Source organism: Vibrio penaeicida (assembly GCF_002933855.1).
Lineage (GTDB): Bacteria > Pseudomonadota > Gammaproteobacteria > Enterobacterales > Vibrionaceae > Vibrio > Vibrio penaeicida_A.
The window spans coordinates 13,175-31,817 of record NZ_BFAQ01000024.1 but is presented as its reverse complement, the minus strand read 5'-3'; the positions used below and the strand labels follow the sequence as shown (position 1 = coordinate 31,817).

Below are 18,643 nucleotides of genomic sequence, written 5' to 3'. Positions count from 1 at the left end.
CCCTTTTTTGTTTGTTCCAATTCTGTTGTTTAAAGATGTTTACTGAGTTCTTGCCAGTGCGCGTAATAGAAACTTAAAGCCGCGAGTGTAATCACGACCATTAGACTCAGTGCCACCCCCCAGATAAATCGACCACTTCTCGGTGTAAGCTCTTTCTCACATTCATCACACAGCTTTAAAAAGCGAATGGGGTCATCGAGCTCTTCTTCATGCTCGTTAACAAGCGAATCTCTCGTTGCCGCCACAGAGCGTAACTTGTCGATCACGTCATGAGGTAATCGTTCTTCGCAGCTTGAAATCAACTGCTCCATTGTCCCACCAGATGCGTGGTATTGCTGCCTAAGCAACTTTTCCAGCCTGCGGGTCTTTGTCACGACTTTTTCAATATCTGACATTGCCGTCCCTCCCTACTGGACAGTTGGCGTAATACTTTGCCAACACAACCAGTTTCATAACCTATTGCCCAGCATATACCTAACTCGCTGTTTTATGGCTATCCTCGTTTGAATTTAGCGCATTTACCGCAACAAATTCTCTAGCTAGATCACGATTTGTGTCGCATTCCTATGACGAAGCGCCTGGTAAGAGTAAAATTGAACACCATTGTGTTTCATAGATGATATTTCCTCATGCCTGTTACTCTGTTTGCCTTATTACTCCTTCTCGCGCTCGCTGCTGGTTGGTATTTTGTTCAATTTCAAAAACGCCATACTTTTGGTGAAGATGCGCCGGAGCAAACAACGGAAGTGACCGTTTTAGACAAACAAATCATTGACGTGCCAGAAGCCAAAGAAGGTGAAGAATCTCAAGAATATTGGATCTACGTTCAAAAAGGTAAAGTCGGTCCTAAACGTGAATTCCAAATTGGCGTTCACTACTATCACGCTCTGAATCCTGGTGACAAAGGAACACTGACTTACAAAGGTCAGAAGTTCATGCACTTTGCTATAAAGCGTTAGGACCTGTTGACCTAGTTCGATAGCCACGTAGCTTTATGGTACCAACCATCTTGTATGACTTGACTTAGACAGCCCCCAGCTCATCAATAGCGCGCCTAAGAATCCAATGCACGTCCACAGTGGGATAACCCATAATGGGTGATTATCTTCGTACCATTGCCACTGATATAGAGGCAAGAGTATCAACGGGTGCGTAAGATAAATCCCCAAGCTATGACGGCTGACAAACGAAACCAAGCGTTTCACTTTATCACTTAGCTTGGGGGCACAGTATCTCACCAATAAAAACAACGCCGCAGCTTCTATCACGGTGTTAATGGTTTTGTACGACAGCCATCGTCCAACTCGATATTGTTCCGCCTCTAAACTCAATGTAATCACTTGATAGGCATTACAAGCAATCACCGCTATCGCCACAGTTCCCAGCAGTAAAACGGAAGGCATGGACACGATTTCTTGTTTAAACAACAAATAGCCTAGAAGCAAGTACCCCGAAAAAAGCCACAAGTCGTTTGACCACAATCCATCGATAAAAAATAGATTCAGTGTCGTGGTTATCATCCAAACCACCAGCAATGCAATCAGCGGAGAGCGGTCAGCGTGTTGAGCCAAGTGAGTCAGAAATGGCGCAACAAAATACAACGGGATGAAGTAATAAAAAAAGCCAAGGTGATAATAGGTTTCGTGATAAAAAAACGCCGACACTTTTTCTATTAGTATGTTACGACTCAGTCCATCCGTTAGGGAATAAGAGGCAATCACCGCGAAAAAAAGCGACCAAACCACAAATGGCACAACCACTTTGAACACGCGTCTTTGAACGTAATAGCGCAAGTTAAATGGGCGCTGATCACTGAGCAGCAACGCCCCCGTGATCATGATAAAAATAGGGACAGCCCAACGAATGGCGCTGTTCAACGTTATCGCACCGAGCCAATGACCTATAGGGGTCTCCCCGAGTAAGTGCCGATACGGACCGAGCACATGAATAGCGACAACAGCAACCGCCGCAATGCATCGCAATAGGTCAAAATAGAAAATTCTTTGTTGCATAAGGTACTCCCAACTTCCCCAAATATATCAGTAAATGTCGGGAGCACTATGTTAACTAAGGCCAGAAAAGTTAACTACAGTCAGAAAAAAGGAACTCACAGTCAAAAAGAAGTGAGCATTTTCTGTTTACTAGAACAGCTCACATTATGCAGGCTGACGCGTGGCGGCGATCACGATTTCACGCACACATACATTTTGTGGTTGATTGTAGGCGTAGCTGATCGCATTCGCGATGTCTTCTGGCACAATCACGCCACCCATGCCCTCTTTCCAATCTTCATAACCCGCTTTGATTTCATCGCTTGTGGTATGGCTTAGCAATTCTGTTTCAACGGCACCTGGAGCAATGGTGATCATTCGAACGCTGTCGTCAGCCACTTCTTCACGAATGTTTTCTGTAATAGCGTGCACCGCAAACTTAGTGCCACAGTACGCAGAGTGGCTCGGAAATGTTTTGCGACCAGCAATGCTACTGATATTGATGACGGTACCGGCTTTGCGAGCTTTCATTTTCGCAAGTACCACGTGGATACCATTCAACAAACCCATCACGTTCACATCGAACATGGTTTTCCACTCTTGTGGATCTTGCTCGTGCGCATTACCCAACAACATCACACCTGCGTTGTTGATCAAACCATCAACCGGACCAAACGCTTCTTCCGCTTCTGCAATTGCGGCTTCAAAGCTTTTCACATTGGTTACATCAACCTTGCGGCATAAAGTGTTAGGTAGGTTTAGTGCTTCCAGTTTTTCAATTCGGCGTGCCAGTAAAAGCAAAGAGTAGCCTTCTGCTGACAACTTTTTCGCGGTGGCTTCACCAATACCAGAACTTGCGCCTGTAATTACAATTAACTTCGACATTTTCTTTCTCTCTATCTGTTTCACGGGAACGGAGAACACTATATGGATAAGAGAAACAAATGATAAATATCGTTTTCTGAGGTTTATGATAAATTTAAGTTATAGATAAAAATGAGAAGACCACTATGGATTTACGTTTACTAAAAAGCTTTGTTGCGGTTTACGAAGAGAAGAACATTACGCTCGCGGCAGAACGCTGCTTTGTCTCCCAGCCCTCTATCTCTAACGCTATTAAGCAGTTAGAAGAGGAGTTAAGTACATCTCTTTTTGTTAGACACAAAAAAGGCGTCAACCTGACTGACGAGGCTCATCACCTTTACCCGCTGGCAATCCGCTTACTTCATGATGTGCAAAAGCTGCCTTCGTTGTTCCAAGAACGCAACCAATGCCTACCTATTAAACTCGCCACCTTTCCAGATATCAGTCAATCAGAACTGGCAAAGCTGCTGGCTAAGCTGGCTAAGCACGCCCCAGGCTTACTAATTGAACTGGTGGATCATAACGCAGATTACGATGCTCGAATCTCTTTGGATATGTTTCAGCAAGAAGACGAAATCTTCTCGCCACTTTGGGAAGAAAACTACGTCCTTTGCATGCTGCCCGACCACCCTTTAGCCAATCAAGACGCGGTGGATTTAAACCAATTACATCAACATGATTTCATCGAATGCCCCCCGTGCGAAGCCCACCAGCAAACGGTTGGGCTACTTGCCTGTGATGGGCTCGCTGTCAATTTGGTTGCTAAAGCAGAGCATAAAACGCAAGTCATGCATTTGGCACAGGCGGGAGTGGGCATATCTTTTCTGCCAACGGGGGTATTAGAAGCATCTAACATGCTGGTCACCAAGGCATTAAATGGTCCAAGGATGTTTCGTCGGATCGGACTGTGCTATCCAACCAATACCAGCCTTAACCCAGCCCTTCAATTGGTATTGAAAACGCTAAACCGAAACTAGGGACCATTGTAGTAATAGATTTCAACTATTAAATTCATAATTACAATCGATTTTATCTAATAGAAAAATATGATTATTCTACTCCCATAGCCAAGAAGAACAGTCAAAACATTGGGAGAGCATTATGAATACGACACTTATCGGTTTAGACCAACAACAATCAGAAGACCTAGCACAAGCGCTGAATCAGCTACTCGCCAATTATCAGGTGCTGTACATGAACAGCCGCGGTTATCACTGGAATATCAAAGGTCACGCGTTTTTCGAATTGCATGAAAAATTTGAAGAGATCTACACCGACTTGCAAACCAAGGTGGATGAAATCGCAGAACGTATCCTAACTCTTGGTCACACACCACTGCATAGCTTCTCAGAGTACCTAGAAGTCAGCACGATAGAAGAACACACTCAAGCATTTGATGGTCAGAGCACAATGACTGGGCTTGTGAATGGGTTTGGGAAACTTATCCGCCAGCAACGCGACATTCTTGCAGTAGCAGGCGACGCAGACGATGAAGGCACCGCCGCACAAATGGGTGATTACATCCGTGAACAAGAAAAACTCGTGTGGATGCTGAACGCTTGGCTTCAGTAAGGTCTGTAGACCCGAGCCTTAGAACATAATCCTTGCACTATTTGGGTAATTTACCCGCTTTAGAGTTCCCCCTCTTTAACCCGGCTTAATGCCGGGCTTTTTTAGTTTTAGGCTGTTGCAAATTATGTTTGGGCAACTTAATACTGATTGCAGCGGTTAACACTAAGAAGCCGAAAGACACCCACAAACACGCCGACAATCCTGCCACCTGAAAGACCCAGCCTGATAAAACCGTACCTATCAGCCTTCCCATTGCGTTGGCCATGTAGTAAAAGCCGACGTCGAGCGAAACCCCGTCGCCTTTGGCATAGCTCACTATTAGGTAAGAATGCAGAGACGAGTTAACCGCAAATACTGCCCCAAAGACCATTAAGCCAATAACGATAACCCACTGTGGATACCACGACATTTGAACGGCATACGCAATCACACCCGTGATGCCTGCCAACAGCAGTGCCCAATACAATGCAGCGGAACCATCGGGGACACGCCCTTGCGCTTTACCGGTAATGTTTGGTGCAAAACCTTGTACCAAACCATAGGCAATAACCCAACTCGCGAGAAACCCGCCCACCCATAGGTGATCCCAACCAAATACTGAACCGAGATAAACAGGTAACGCCACAACAAACCAAACATCTCGTGCACCGAACAAAAACATACGAGCTGCAGAAAGGATATTGATGCTTTCAGACTTAGAGAAGATTTGGCTGAATTTAGGTTTGTTCTTCGCCTTCCCCATGTTGCTTTCAAGTGCGATTAGGCTGCCAACCAACACCAAAGATAACACACCGGCCATTGCCAATACCGACGCTTTAAAGCCGATAAGAGACAGTAATAATCCACCAATAAAGAAGCCCGCACCTTTAAGCGCATTCTTAGAACCAGTGAGGATAGCGACCCATTTGTACAACCCACCTTGGTCTTCTTCCGGCACCAGCGTTTTAATGGCACTTTTGGCACTCATCTTGTTCAGATCTTTAGCAATTCCCGAAAGCGCTTGCGCCGCCATAACCCAAGGAATGGTGAGCCACATCGCAGGCACCGCTAGCATCACCAAGGCAACGATTTGCATTCCTAAACCGATATTCATGGTTCGGTTCAAGCCTAGCCTAGCCCCTAGCCACCCCCCAATGAGATTGGTTACGACTCCAAAAAATTCATAGAAAAGAAACAGCGAGGCGATAGCCAACGTGCTGTAACCCAAATCATGGAAATACAGCACCACCAGCATTCTGAGTGCACCATCGGTGAGTGTGAAGTTCCAATAGTTGAACGTCACCAACATGTATTGGCGAACACTTTTACTCAAACCTGAAAACATGAAAACTCCCATGTTTGGCCGTAAGGGCTAAGGTCTGTCGACCTAGATAATAGAGCTTTGAGATCATCATGATCCCAAAGCTTTTAAACGATCAATCTAGCTCACTAGAGATCGCCTTACTTCGATGTATAGTCGGATGCCACACGCTCGATGTAATCAACTTGTACAGGTTTGGTAAACGCGCCCGGACGAAGTGCCTGAACTTCCCGGATGATGTCATCCAACGCCCAGCCTTGTTCCAGCAATAGGTGAGCGGCGAACAAACCAGTACGACCAGACCCTCCCATGCAGTGCATGGCTACGTTGCCGTCTTCTTCTAGAATGGCGTGCAAGTCTGGGCTGGCGTTTTGCCACTTAATATCAAACGCTTCGCTCGGTGCACAATCGTCTTCAATTTCAATTTGAAACCACTTCATACCCAATTGCTCGGTTAATGCCCCAAGCTCTGCAACGTCTTTGCTGGCAAGTTCGGCATCATTCAAAGCGGTGACTATCGCTTGCACACCTTGAGATTGAAGCTGCTTCAGAGAGTCCTCTAATGAAACGCCTTTTGTACCCGGACAAGGCGTTAAAACCAAACCACCGATTTCTAAATCTAAATTCCAAGTAGGGTGAGACATGTTTTTTCCTCTTTACGCCAAACCAACGTTACGAACCAACTCAGCAGTACGAGTCGCGTAGCCCATTTCATTGTCATACCACGCATAGATTTTCACCATTCGCGTTCCGACTACCATGGTTGAAAGCGCATCGACAATAGTAGAGCGTTGGTCGCCTTTATAATCGATCGATACCAGTGGACGCTCTTCAAAACCAAGAATCCCCTTCAGTTCGCCTTCAGATGCTTCTTTTAGCAAGGCGTTCACTTCTTCTGGAGTGGTATCCTTTTTCACATCAAAAATGATGTCGGTTAAAGAGGCATTAGCTAAAGGTACGCGCACTGCGTGTCCGTTAATCTTGTCTTTTAACTCTGGGAAAATTTCCACAATCGCGGTCGCGCTGCCCGTTGTGGTTGGAATTAAACTCATCCCACATGCACGTGCACGGCGAAGGTCTTTATGGGGTGCATCTAAAATGGTTTGAGTGTTGGTTAAATCGTGAATCGTGGTGAAAGAAGCTTGTGCTATCCCCAATTTCTCATGGATAACTTTCACAACAGGCGCAATGCAGTTGGTGGTGCAAGAAGCTGCGGTAACAATTTTATGCGTCGCAGGATCAAAGATATGGTCGTTCACACCTACTACGATGTTAGCGATGCCCTCTTCTTTAACTGGCGCTGAAACCACAACACGTTTTACACCTTGATCTAAATACTGGTTCAGGAACGAGGTTTTGCGATGCACACCTGTTGCTTCAATCACCACATCACAGCCAGACCAATCAGTATCCGCAATGGAGGCATTTTGAGACGTCGAGATTCGCTGATCATTGATAACAATATCGCCATTATCGACACTCACTTCATGGTGCCAGCGCCCCTGAACGGAATCAAACTCCAGCAAGTGACCTAAGGTTTCTGCATTTCCTGCCACATCGTTAATGTGAACAAATTCGATTTCGGACCAATCAAACGCCGCGCGCAATGCTAAGCGACCTATTCTGCCAAAACCGTTAATTCCTACTTTAATCGTCATCGTTTTATCTTCCATTTAGGGAAACTGTTGCACCCAAGTAACCTCTAGGTAATTGGGTATCCTTAGGTAATTGGGTATCCTTAGGTAATTGGGTATCCTTAGGTAATTGGGTGTAAAGCTACTGGCATGGTCTGTCAGCGCGATTCAAACGTTCTATATCGGCTTGATATTGCACTTTCAAACCTTCTGAAGTGGCAATACCGTCAATCACGTTGCTTAACCATTCAGGTAAGTCTGAAGAGATTTGGTAATACACCCATTGCCCTCGGCGTTCATCCAACAACACACCGGATTGCCTTAATTGTGCTAGGTGGCGTGAGATTTTGGGCTGGCTTTCTTCCAATGCATCCATTAATTCACATACACAAAGACTGCCCTCTCGGGCGAGCAGCAGTAAGCATCTCAAACGCGTTTCGTCTGACAGCATCTTGAAGAACAGGTGAGGTAACATAGTCATCTCTTAATATATTCGCATATCCATATATATTAAAAAATAACGACCTTAGGTCAAGAGAGAAAGAGTAAATTCATAGAATTGTCATATAAAAGGAAGGGGGTACAGTGGATCAATCAGCTCAATTATTCCCCGACAGCTTTAGATGGCTTCATATTAGTCAGAATCATCGCTTGCATGTGCTCACTCCAGTTCATCGCTTCATGAAGTTCATTTCGCACATCGTCCACTTTCAGCTGAAGTGATTGGCACAAACTTTCAACGCCATCCCAGTCAGCATTCTCAAAGCGTTCTTCAAGAGTCAACAACTGACCTAACGGACCCTCACGCTGGAGCAAAGCAATGTTGATTTCGGCACATAATGGGAGTTGTTCAAGTAAGCTGTCCATTGAATGGTCGAGAAAGGAATCCAACAATGAGAACAACCCAATGATGAACGCTTGATCACGTTGGCTATCAAAGGGACGATAGCGAGTCATTAGATGACAGAAACGCGCACGCTGTAAAGACAGCTTATGCAGTTCCAATGGTTTTTTGTTCGAAACATAAGAAGCAACAACCAAAGAAACAAACTGTTTAAGCTTATCCTGTCCAAGGTAGACCAATGCTTGCCTAAAAGAGGAAATAGGCACGGAAATTCTTGGTGTCATACCATTTACAAAACGCAGCAGTTGATAGCTGAGCGTCACATCCTGAGTCACCAACATTTCGACGCGATCGTAGTCGACATCAGCTTGGCAAACTTCTTGAAATAGCTCAAGCGCAAGCATTTGTTCTGGTTTGACTGCGCGATTACGGATAACTTCTGGCTTACTAAAGAAAAATCCTTGGAAGAAATCGAAACCCGCTTCGCGAGCCGCTTCAAATTCCTGATACGTCTCAACACGCTCGGCTAAGAATTTACATTTTGACCCAGCAGCTATCTTTTGACGAACATATTCACACGCTTGATCGATCCCCACTTGCATCAGATCTATCTTGATGATTTTTGCGTAAGGGACAAATCGCTCCCATTCGGCTCCCAAATCAAAATCGTCCAACGCAATAGCGTAACCGTGGCGGTGTAAATAGCGGATCGCTTGCAGTAAATCGTCGGTTGGGCGGCATGTTTCCAATACTTCGACAATGATTTGCTCTTTGGGCAATGCCATAGGAAGAAGGCGAACCAAGCTTTCATGCGGAAAGTTAATGAAATAGCGAGAAGCTTTAGACGTCGCATTACTTCCAAAAGATAGGAAGTTCTCTACGATCAATCGGTAAGTCGCTCGATTTGAGTCGACATGAATGGGAAATGCGTTGTGCTCCCCGTCTCTGAACAGCAGTTCATAGCCTATGGTTTGGCATTTATTATTCAGAATAGGTTGCCGTGCAACATAGGTGTACATAGATAATTACCCAAAACCACAAACTAAAGGTATCACTGGTTCGAGAAGATACCGTATTTCCATGCGTATCGGTAGTCCAAATTGTTAATATCCACCAATGCGTTAAGCTCTTGCCGTCGCCAGCAAAGCACCGCAGCCGATAAACATAGAGCCAAAAATCCGGTTCATTCTCGACATCGTCTTTTCTGATCGGATAAACCGACCTAATTGCGCAGCCATTCCGGTGTAAAAGAGCATAACAAAAATGTCGATTACAACGGTCGTAATGCCAAGCGCAATAAGCTGAGTCATCTGATCTTGAGCCGGATCGATAAACTGTGGAAACAGGGCTACGAGGAAAACAATCGACTTCGGATTGGTCAAATTGATCAAAGCGGCACTCCGCATCAATTGCCATCCAGACACTTGTTTTGGTTCTGTAGAAACGGTTAAGCTCGTGGTTTCTCGCCACTTTTGCATACCAAGTAAAATTAGATAGACCACTCCAACCCACTTGATCACAGTAAATGCTATTGCAGACTGTGCAACCAAGGTGCCTATCCCTGCTCCTACTAGAACAATATGAAAGGTAAGCCCAATTTGTAAACCCAAGATCGCAGGTAACGACTTGCGCATCCCATAATTGATACCATTGCTGATCGAGTTCACAGTTCCTGAGCCCGGCGCGAAACTAAAAATGATTGCCGTGACGATATAGGTCAACAAAACTTGAGTATCCATTTCTGCAATCCTTTTTACATTCAGTCGTCACTTTCGGCGTACAATATACCTATAGTCGACAATCTAGCAGAGAAAATCATGAGCGAATTCGCCTCCTCCAACTACACATTCAGTCAGGAAGACTCTTTTTCGCAATATTATGCCCAACAGATTGCGCCTTTTTGGCAACAAAGGCAACACGGATACTCGCAGGGCACAAATAGCCAACGCCTCTATTGGATCTCTCTGACTTCACCTAAGCACACCAAAGCCATTATGGTCGTGAACGGGCGTATTGAAAGTACGTGGAAATACCAAGAACTCTTCTTCGATCTATTCCAGCAAGGTTACGATATCTACTCCTATGATCACCAAGGTCAAGGTTTGTCGGATAGGCTCACAGAGAATCCCGAGTTAGGGCACGTGATGGACTTTAGCGATTACGTAGACGACATGGCTTTAATGGTCGAACAATTTGGTTTCTCTCGTTACGAGCAGTCCTTCTTGCTAGGGCATTCAATGGGGGGAGCGATTATCACTCGGTATTTGCAAACCCACACAAATCACCCATTTGTTGCAACGGCACTGAGCGCCCCTATGTTTGGGGTGAACTTATCTTGGTACATGCGCCCAATTGCGAAACTTCTTAGTGGTCTCATTGATGCCTTTTCAAAAAAACCCAATTTTGCACCGGGTCAAGGGGCGTATTGGAGTAAACCTTTCGAGAACAACCCCCTCACATTTAGCAAAGCACGCTATACATGGTTTAGAGATTTATATGAATCCATGCCACAGCTCAAGTTAGGCGGACCAAGTAGCCGCTGGGTATGGCAAAGCCTGACAGCCGCTCAAACCTGTGTGGATAAAGCCGCTGACATAAAAACGCCGCTGCTGTTACTGCAAGCTGGCGAAGACATCATCGTGAGCAATCAAGCACAATCGGAATTTATCCAAAACTTAAAACGAGAGAAATGCGTTACACAAATGGTTAGCCTGCCCGACTCTCGGCATGAATTGCTGTTCGAACGAGATCACATACGCAACGTTGCCCTCGAAAGTATTCTTGGGTTCTTTCAAGGGAACACATCGAAAGAGTAATCAGTTGGTCAAAAGCAATAGACTCCTACAAAAGAATAGGCTCCTAAAAGAGGAAATGCGGAATTACCCTCTTTTTTGCCATGATACTGAATTAGACTAGGGTGATAATTTCCTCATTTATAACTTCGAGTACCTACATACCCTATGAAGACCACTGCTAGCGATTCCAATCTTAACAGCTCTGATTTTGACCATTCCAACTTCAGCATCGTTGCTTCCGACCTTGACGGTACACTCCTTGCGCCTAACCACCAGTTAAGTGAATTCAGTAAATCCACACTGAAAGCCTTGCATGAACAAGGTATTCACTTCATTTTCGCAACAGGCAGGCACCACGTTGATGTTGCTGGAATTCGTAGCCAAGTGGGTATTCCTGCTTACATGATCACGTCAAATGGAGCTCGTGTGCACGACACGAACGATAACTTGGTGTACAGCCAGAATATTCCTTCCGAGCTGGTGCAACCTATCGTAGACATCATAAAAGAAGACAAAGACATCATCATTCATATGTATCAGAATGAATCGTGGTTACTGGATCGGGAAGACGAAAAACTCAAAAACTTCCACGAGGAATCAGGCTTTACATATCAACGCTTTGAAGTAGATAACGCACCTACCGATGGGATTGCCAAGTTGTTTTTCACCTACCCAGATCATGAACACTTGGTCCAATTTGAATCTCATTTGAATGAAGCTTTTGGCGACAAACTGAATGTCGCATTTTCCACACCGTGGTGCTTAGAAGTCATGGCTGCTGGCGTATCAAAAGGGGAAGCATTGGAAGTGGTTGCCAAGCAATTGGGCTTTGGTCTTGAAAATTGTATTGCGTTTGGCGATGGCATGAACGACGTCGAAATGTTAGCAATGGCAGGTAAGGGATTGGTCATGGAAACGTCCCATGAAAAAGTGAAGCTTGCCCTGCCAAATAACGAGGTCATTGGCAGCCACGCTGACGATGCCGTTGCACACTATCTAGAAAATCATTTGATAGGAAAAGGTTAACCCCTACTCCTGATTCAAAATCGCCTGCCACTCTAGCTCGGACACCGGCATAATGGATAGGCGATTTCCTCTTTTAACCAGAGGCAATTCACTCAGTTCGGGCAAAGACTTAAGCTTAGCCAACGGAATCAGCCTATCAAGTTTACGAACAAATTCGATGTCCACCATAACCCAGCGTGGATTATCAGGATCGGACTTGGGGTCGAAGTAACCACTTTCTACATCAAACTGGAAATGGTCGGGGTACGCTTCTTTCGTCACTTTCGCAATTCCAGCCACTCCGATATGTTTGCAAGATGAATGGTAGATAAACACTAAATCGCCGACTTTTATCTCATCTCGCATCATGTTACGCGCTTGATAATTGCGCACTCCCTCCCAACACGATACATTTTTCACCCGTAGAGTATCGATAGAAAACTCATCTGGTTCAGTTTTAAATAACCAATATGACATAATATCTCTCACATTATTCGAAGGCTGGCTTGAGGTTAATTTTAATGAAATCCCTGATTTTTTCGACTTTCATCGGTAGCACACTGATATTACAGGGCTGTGCACAGACCAACGTACCAGAAATCGAGCCTGAAAAATCCACCCCCGTCACCATTGATCAGCCAGAAATCGTACCACAAACCTTTATGCTACATGGCGAAGTCGTATTAGGGCATGAAACCCGAACCATAGCGCCATGTGGTGGTAAACAGCAATACTGGCTGGATATTACGCCAGAAGCATTCCAACGTATTCAAGGGTTAGTAGAGCGTCCATATCAACCGCTTTATGGAGAAATGATTGGCTACTTAGCTCCGCCACCACAAGACGGCTTCGCCGCCGATTTTGCAGCGCGCTTCGTCGTAACGGGTATCAACCACGTCAGCGCACAATCTCCGTTGCGTTGCGCATCACCATTACACTCCACTTATGCCGCAGGCAGCGAACCTTTCTGGAAGGCCACATTTGAGCAAGACCAAGTCCAACTCGCAGTATTGGGAAAAGAAAACCAATCTTACTCGGTAAGAAAAACAGAGATTTCGCCACTTAAGCGTACCTACCATTTCGATAACGGCAATCTCGTATTCACCCGAGCACATTGTGTTGATACGAGCAGTGGTGATGTATTCAGTTGGTCTGCAACATTAAAAACCAAAAACAGCCAATATCTAGGCTGTGGTGCACTCTCTAATGGTGACTCAAGTCATGACTGGCTTGGAAGCTATCGTGCCACAAGCACAAAAAACCAAGGGTTCTCAGTGCAATTGGAACTCAACTCTGATCACAGCGCCAATACGCATTACCACTACAGCAATGGCGATCCGAGCACACAGGAAAAAGGATATTGGCAGCAGCTCAATCCTGATCAAATCAAAGTGACGATGACGCACTACCAAAACCAACCTCTGCTTTCCGAGCGCATTTATACGCGCTCAGGTTCAAGCCTAAAAGCAGTGAAAGAAAAAGTGAATGGCGTGGTTTACCCCATTCAAGGGAATGGGTTGGAACTGTTTGCCGACAGTCAATCTTACACCAGTGAATTGACAGCGCCGGATAACACTCCTAATCCCCCGCTAAAAAAAGCCGCAATCTCATCTTCTTCTGAATTTGATGCCGATGTTGATCAGGCGCTTCGCCAGTACTTCACACTTCATAAAACCGACCCAACCAATACGCGGTATCGCTGGCTTAAATACGATCTCAACCAAGATGGAAAACCAGAGTTACTCACTTATCTTGATTGGTGTGGTAACGCCGGCTGTACACTTTTAATTTTTGAAGAAAAAGACAGCACTTGGCGCTTTCATTCAAGAGTGACTCAAGTACAAACCCCCTTCCAAGTCAGCCAACACAACAAGCTCGGTTGGCATGATCTGGAAATGAGTGTTGAAGGCCCACAAGGTTCCAGCACACATACGCTGTCTTTCGATGGCATCAGTTATCCAATAAGCTCGGGTGGTGCTCCGGAGCTTTGGTCACCTTCTCAATCCGTTGTTACTCTGTTTACTGACGGAAGGTTTGCTGACGGAAAGTTTGCTGACGGAGTGAAGATGTAGCATGGCAGCAGAGAAGCAAATCATGGAAAGCTGTCGCGGCTGCGGTCTCACATTTAACTGTGTATGCGATAGCCTACCTAGCCTCGTGGCTAACTGGGATTTAGTGCTTCTGACACACCCGAATGAAATTCGGCGTGAAACCAACACCGGAAAATGGCTGCGTAAATCATTGGCACAATGCCAAGTGTTTGAGTGGAGCCGTACAAGTATACCTACTGAGTTGACGGCTATTTTGGAGAACCCTGACCACCAGCCGATTTTGCTGTTTCCTAATGACAGCAGCCGATTGTTGACGTCGACCGCTATTCACCATAGTTCAAAGCGCATCGTGTTTATCGTATTGGATGGCACCTGGCAGGAAGCACAAAAAATGTATAACCGGAGCGATTGGCTAAAGGCGCTTCCTCACTGGCATATTCAAATGTCTGGGGATTCGTGTTATTCCCTTCGCAGAAATCAAACTTCAGGGCATTTTTGCACACTGGAAGTGGGTATCCATTTATTATCTCTATCTCAACATGCCACGTTGCCTAACGATAATCATAGTGAGCAGCTACAACAGTTTTTTGAACATTATTTAAATGTCTATCAAGCCGACAAAAGTGGGCATCAATGGAAAGGAAGCAATCATGACCAATAATCAAACCAACCCGTTGATTGCACAATTTCACCGACAGAAATTGGCGTTTGAAGGTGAAAAGTATCCGAGTTTGAGTGAACGAAAACAACGACTCACAGCACTAAAAGAAGCGCTCCTTCTTCATCAAGATGCGCTCTGTGAAGCGGCCGCAAAAGACTTTGGTGCAAAACATCACTATGAAACGCTGCTCACCGATATTCTCCCTTGCATTCAGCAAATTAAATACTCTCTGAAGCACCTGAAAAGCTGGATGAAGCCTGAGAGACGCAAAACAGGATTAGTACTGGCTCTGTCTAGTGTTCGAGTACACCCTCAACCTTTAGGTGTCATTGGGGTGATAGCGCCATGGAATTTTCCTGTTTTTATGTCGATAGGTCCATTGATCACTGCTTTGGCGGCGGGCAACCGAGTCATGATAAAGGTGAGCGAGTTTACTCCTAGAACCAACCAAGTACTGGTTAAGCTGCTCAAGAGTGTGTTTTCGTCGGAACTCGTTCACATCGTGGAAGGGGATGCCACCATCGCTGCGCAATTTTCTTCTTTGCCCTTTGATCACTTGCTGTTCACTGGCTCCACCGAAGTCGGAAGAAAAGTCATGCAGTCTGCGGCGTCAAACTTAACGCCAGTCACCTTAGAGTTGGGCGGAAAAAGCCCCGTTATCGTCGCTCCAGACATGGACATGAACGACGCGGTTGAGCGACTAATTTATGGCAAAACGCTCAACTCTGGGCAGATTTGCGTATCACCCGATTATGTGATGATCCCAGAAGGAAAAGCAAAGGAGTTTGTTTTTGCCTATAAACACCATTTTGGCTACCTGTACCCTTCTGGTGTGAATTGCGAGAGCTATACCAGCATCATCAACCAACCGCATTTCGACCGACTTCAGTCATGGCTCGACGAAGCAGAGAAAGGTGGAGCATGGATTGAACCTGCCAATAAATATTCGGTGGATGGCAATCAACGAAAAATGGTCACGCAACTAGTGATGGATGCACCAGAAGACAGCCAACTTATGCAAAACGAGATCTTTGGTCCTGTCTTGCCAATTGTGGCGTATAAATCCCTCGATGACGCCATTCAATACGTCAATCAAAGACCAAAACCTCTCGCGCTTTATGTGTTTTCCCACGAGAAAACCAGTGTCAGTAAGGTGTTGGAGAAAACACAATCCGGTGGTGTGTGTATAAATGACACCATTTTGCAGGTGGTGGCTGAAGATGCACCGTTTGGTGGCGTGGGTACATCGGGAATGGGCAGCTATCATGGGAAAGAAGGGTTCTTGACGTTCAGCAACCAGCGTACTGTCGTGGCTCGAAAAAAACTGTACCCAACTCGAATGATTCACCCACCGTTTCGCAGCATCCATCAGCTAGTGCGTAAGTGGCTCCTTCGCTAACAAACCTTAGCTTTGGATAACAAAGGGGAAGGCTCGGCCAAATAAAACCCTTGTAAGTAATCGACTCCTAGGTCTTCCGCTACGCGACAGACCTGTTCGTTGTGCACGAACTCAGCAACAGTTTTGGCTTCAAACACGTGGCAAAGCTGAACCAACTGCATGGCAATTTGGCGCTGCCTTCTGTCTTTATCAATATTTCGAATGATACTGCCATCCAGTTTAATGGTGTCGGGTTCGAGTTTGATGATTTCATCAATATTTGAATAACCGGAGCCAAAGTCATCAACAACTATCTTTGCACCTAGCTGTTTAAAGTGGTTACACACTTCTCTCATTCGGCTGTAGTCTTTGATTTGTTCGGTTTCTAAAACCTCTATCCCAACTCGTGCAGGGTTCACCATTTTCTGTAAGGCGCTTTCAAGTAAATACAGGGTTTTGTCACTCATCAAATCCTGTGGAGACAGATTGATAGAGAACGACCCTTCACGATGAGACATCAACTCAAAGACACTCGTTAGCATTTGCCGGCTGAGCCGAGTGTATATGTGTGTACCTTCAATAATAGGAAGAAACTTCCCCGGAGGGATGATTTGATTGCCTTCTTGTATACGAACCAAACACTCTTCAGAAACTTTCTTGTGGCTATGGGCGGCAAATATGGGTTGAGAATAGGCAACGACTTTATGATTCAATACCGCTCGGCTCACCGACGATAACCAATTCAATTGCTCTTGCCGGTTTTCCTCTTCTTTTTCAAGTAATTTGGCGTTGCACATGTGTCGATTGTTTTTCATACCATGTCGACGAGCTTCAATCGATTTGATCAAAAGCTCTTCAACTCTTGCTTGCGGAAAATCACGGCGACTGACCAAACCTCCACATATCGAAACTGATAAACAATCCAATTCCGGCAATCCTAAGGGTTCGAAGTTCACATGCTCTATCTCGTCCACCAGCTCTGTAAATAAGTGGCGAATATACAGCCCTGTATGGTGAGATGGAAAAACCGCAGCCCATTCACCTACTCCAATGCTGTACAATTCGGAGTCTCCGCCAAATCGTTGCCAAAGTTGTTCCTTGAAATATTGGCTAAGATCACCGAGTAGTTGGTCACCTACCTTATATCCATACTTTTCGTTCACTTGGCTAAAGTTGGTGAGTTTTACGGTTAGAAGGTGTTCATTCGTTTTGATCGTTGCCAATCGTTCTTTCAATACAGAACGGTTGAGCAAACCTGTTCGTCTATCATGTCGGTAACTTTCTGTTAGTCGGTGTGCTTGCACCAATAACTCGTGCTCCATGTTTTCTTGCATATCATCAACATCGGCGATGGCATTACGTATTAAGGAAAATAAAGGTGACATTTGGTGCTGAAAGCGGTCTTGCTGGGTGGTGTCTTTTTGAGTTGCGACTTCATGTTCACGCATGGCTAAATACGTCAAACTATGGTGCATAATGGTCTGATGATTAACATCGCGGTAGAGTTCGCCCAAACAATATACGCCGCTGACTTTCGCAACCGAAGCAAATGGGCTGATTTCATCGAACCCATCCACGAAATCCAATCTTGATGAACAATTGTAGATAAAGAGACTTTCTGGTTTGTGCACGTCGAGCTGACGCGCCCCAACTCGAACCTGTTCTTCTGTCAGTGACGGGTGGTTGTAACAGAATCGAACTTCATCTCCTACACGCCACTGAGTATCAAACTCTATTGCCCCATCATCCAACTGTCGAATAGGCATTTGAACTTTCTGTTGGCTGGCTTCACCTTTCATTAAGGGAAAATCATAAAGCTGTTCGAAAGGAACTGGGTTGCCATCGGCTAGATATCGGTCATAGATTTGTTGAACAGGAATACCATCTAATTCGTAAAGTGCGCCGTTCTTGGCAGAAGACACTCGAAATTTTCGACCAATTGGATTCCATTCAGCGTAACAGCCACGCCAAACTTGAAGCTTAGGATTATGAAGGGCTACGGCAACGCATGCTTGTCGATGAATTTGGTCGTTCCACAATACCCAACGCCCAAACAAATTGGGTTGCGACAAGCCACCCGCAACAGGAAGTTCAAACGTCAGTTCATTAAATGCGCCAAACACTTCGTAATCTTGAGAGCCAAAAAGTAAGGTGTCTTGGTCATTTACTTGCTCAGCAAAACAGATCACTGCTTTGGTCTTTTCGCTTACATCCAAATGCTCGATGAGTTCTTCACCATCTTGCTGAGCATTTCCGGTGTACTGCACCAGGCAAGAAGTCAAACGTGTTTCGACTAGTTCGGTGATTACAACCATTGTACCGAGGTTAATGATACTCCCATCTTTAATGCAATGACTGGTACTTTGACCTAGGATAGTACTGTGCGGAAAACGCTGTTTCATCAGTCGGCTATATTCGACAACAAGCTCAGGGGATTGCGTAGAAAAGATTTGTATTAGATGGTTTGCGTTTAGGTCTGGCGAGTAGCTTAATACCTCAGCCTGTAGCTGACTGAGATCTTGAGCCAAAATCGAATGACATTGCATAT

Annotated in this window: 19 protein-coding genes; 8 read left to right on the top strand and 11 right to left on the bottom strand. The window is 45.3% G+C overall.

Annotated features, from left to right (window positions below):
• Positions 1–29: 29 nt before the first annotated feature.
• Entirely contained in the window at positions 30–395 is a 366-nt protein-coding gene (locus VPNCDNU1_RS14330) for a DUF4145 domain-containing protein (RefSeq protein WP_104400952.1), read from the bottom strand.
• A 234-nt stretch (positions 396–629) separates the two neighbouring features.
• Between VPNCDNU1_RS14330 and VPNCDNU1_RS14325 the strand changes: the two genes are divergently transcribed.
• Complete coding sequence (locus tag VPNCDNU1_RS14325) at positions 630–959, top strand: DUF2500 domain-containing protein (RefSeq protein ID WP_104400951.1); 330 nt, start codon at positions 630–632, stop codon at positions 957–959.
• Positions 960–992: 33 nt separating this feature from the next.
• Here the strand turns inward: VPNCDNU1_RS14325 and VPNCDNU1_RS14320 are convergent, their stop codons facing one another.
• Positions 993–2,012, bottom strand: a complete 1,020-nt coding sequence (locus VPNCDNU1_RS14320; protein WP_104400950.1) for an acyltransferase — start codon at positions 2,010–2,012, stop codon at positions 993–995.
• A 144-nt stretch (positions 2,013–2,156) separates the two neighbouring features.
• On the bottom strand, positions 2,157–2,876 hold the full coding sequence (locus VPNCDNU1_RS14315; RefSeq protein WP_104400949.1) for an SDR family oxidoreductase: 720 nt from the start codon (positions 2,874–2,876) through the stop codon (positions 2,157–2,159).
• A gap of 125 nt (positions 2,877–3,001) precedes the next feature.
• Between VPNCDNU1_RS14315 and VPNCDNU1_RS14310 the strand changes: the two genes are divergently transcribed.
• Positions 3,002–3,832: a LysR family transcriptional regulator gene (locus tag VPNCDNU1_RS14310; RefSeq protein ID WP_104400948.1), complete on the top strand. Its 831-nt coding sequence runs from the start codon at positions 3,002–3,004 to the stop codon at positions 3,830–3,832.
• A gap of 124 nt (positions 3,833–3,956) precedes the next feature.
• The gene (locus VPNCDNU1_RS14305) at positions 3,957–4,427 is read left to right on the top strand and encodes a Dps family protein (protein WP_101115651.1); all 471 of its coding nucleotides are present in this window, start codon (positions 3,957–3,959) and stop codon (positions 4,425–4,427) included.
• Between the two features lie 85 nt (positions 4,428–4,512).
• On the opposite strand, the gene arsJ is transcribed toward VPNCDNU1_RS14305, so the two are convergent.
• The 6 genes from arsJ to rhtB form a co-directional block, all read right to left on the bottom strand.
• The gene (gene arsJ, locus VPNCDNU1_RS14300; RefSeq protein ID WP_104400947.1) at positions 4,513–5,751 is read right to left on the bottom strand and encodes an organoarsenical effux MFS transporter ArsJ; all 1,239 of its coding nucleotides are present in this window, start codon (positions 5,749–5,751) and stop codon (positions 4,513–4,515) included.
• 116 nt (positions 5,752–5,867) lie between these two features.
• Positions 5,868–6,371, bottom strand: a complete 504-nt coding sequence (locus VPNCDNU1_RS14295; protein WP_104400946.1) for a cyclin-dependent kinase inhibitor 3 family protein — start codon at positions 6,369–6,371, stop codon at positions 5,868–5,870.
• Between the two features lie 12 nt (positions 6,372–6,383).
• Complete coding sequence (locus VPNCDNU1_RS14290; RefSeq protein WP_101115648.1) at positions 6,384–7,385, bottom strand: ArsJ-associated glyceraldehyde-3-phosphate dehydrogenase; 1,002 nt, start codon at positions 7,383–7,385, stop codon at positions 6,384–6,386.
• Between the two features lie 118 nt (positions 7,386–7,503).
• Entirely contained in the window at positions 7,504–7,836 is a 333-nt protein-coding gene (locus VPNCDNU1_RS14285; RefSeq protein ID WP_104400945.1) for a metalloregulator ArsR/SmtB family transcription factor, read from the bottom strand.
• 128 nt (positions 7,837–7,964) lie between these two features.
• Positions 7,965–9,224: an EAL and HDOD domain-containing protein gene (locus VPNCDNU1_RS14280; protein ID WP_104400944.1), complete on the bottom strand. Its 1,260-nt coding sequence runs from the start codon at positions 9,222–9,224 to the stop codon at positions 7,965–7,967.
• A 102-nt stretch (positions 9,225–9,326) separates the two neighbouring features.
• Positions 9,327–9,944 carry a homoserine/homoserine lactone efflux protein gene (rhtB, locus tag VPNCDNU1_RS14275; protein WP_104400943.1) on the bottom strand — a complete coding sequence of 206 codons (618 nt, stop codon included), beginning with the start codon at positions 9,942–9,944 and terminating at the stop codon, positions 9,327–9,329.
• 78 nt (positions 9,945–10,022) lie between these two features.
• Here rhtB and VPNCDNU1_RS14270 point away from each other — a divergent pair, with 78 nt between their 5' ends.
• Entirely contained in the window at positions 10,023–11,021 is a 999-nt protein-coding gene (locus VPNCDNU1_RS14270; RefSeq protein WP_104400942.1) for an alpha/beta fold hydrolase, read from the top strand.
• A gap of 144 nt (positions 11,022–11,165) precedes the next feature.
• The gene (locus VPNCDNU1_RS14265; RefSeq protein ID WP_104400941.1) at positions 11,166–12,026 is read left to right on the top strand and encodes a Cof-type HAD-IIB family hydrolase; all 861 of its coding nucleotides are present in this window, start codon (positions 11,166–11,168) and stop codon (positions 12,024–12,026) included.
• A gap of 3 nt (positions 12,027–12,029) precedes the next feature.
• On the opposite strand, the gene VPNCDNU1_RS14260 is transcribed toward VPNCDNU1_RS14265, so the two are convergent.
• A complete protein-coding gene (locus tag VPNCDNU1_RS14260; RefSeq protein WP_104400940.1) occupies positions 12,030–12,482 on the bottom strand; it encodes an EVE domain-containing protein in 453 nt (150 codons plus the stop codon).
• 44 nt (positions 12,483–12,526) lie between these two features.
• On the opposite strand from VPNCDNU1_RS14260, the gene VPNCDNU1_RS14255 reads away from it, so the two are divergent.
• From VPNCDNU1_RS14255 to VPNCDNU1_RS14245, 3 genes are read left to right on the top strand one after another with little or no spacing between them, the layout of a single operon-like run.
• On the top strand, positions 12,527–14,077 hold the full coding sequence (locus tag VPNCDNU1_RS14255; RefSeq protein ID WP_104400939.1) for a hypothetical protein: 1,551 nt from the start codon (positions 12,527–12,529) through the stop codon (positions 14,075–14,077).
• Between the two features lies 1 nt (position 14,078).
• The gene (locus VPNCDNU1_RS14250; protein ID WP_237324141.1) at positions 14,079–14,717 is read left to right on the top strand and encodes a tRNA-uridine aminocarboxypropyltransferase; all 639 of its coding nucleotides are present in this window, start codon (positions 14,079–14,081) and stop codon (positions 14,715–14,717) included.
• Positions 14,707–16,116: a coniferyl aldehyde dehydrogenase gene (locus VPNCDNU1_RS14245; RefSeq protein WP_104400938.1), complete on the top strand. Its 1,410-nt coding sequence runs from the start codon at positions 14,707–14,709 to the stop codon at positions 16,114–16,116. The genes VPNCDNU1_RS14250 and VPNCDNU1_RS14245 overlap by 11 nt, the downstream gene beginning before the upstream one ends.
• Here VPNCDNU1_RS14245 and VPNCDNU1_RS14240 read toward each other — a convergent pair.
• Positions 16,113–18,641 (bottom strand): bifunctional diguanylate cyclase/phosphodiesterase, encoded by a 2,529-nt coding sequence (locus VPNCDNU1_RS14240; protein ID WP_104400937.1) that lies wholly within the window; start codon positions 18,639–18,641, stop codon positions 16,113–16,115. The genes VPNCDNU1_RS14245 and VPNCDNU1_RS14240 overlap by 4 nt on opposite strands.
• Positions 18,642–18,643 lie beyond the last annotated feature (2 nt).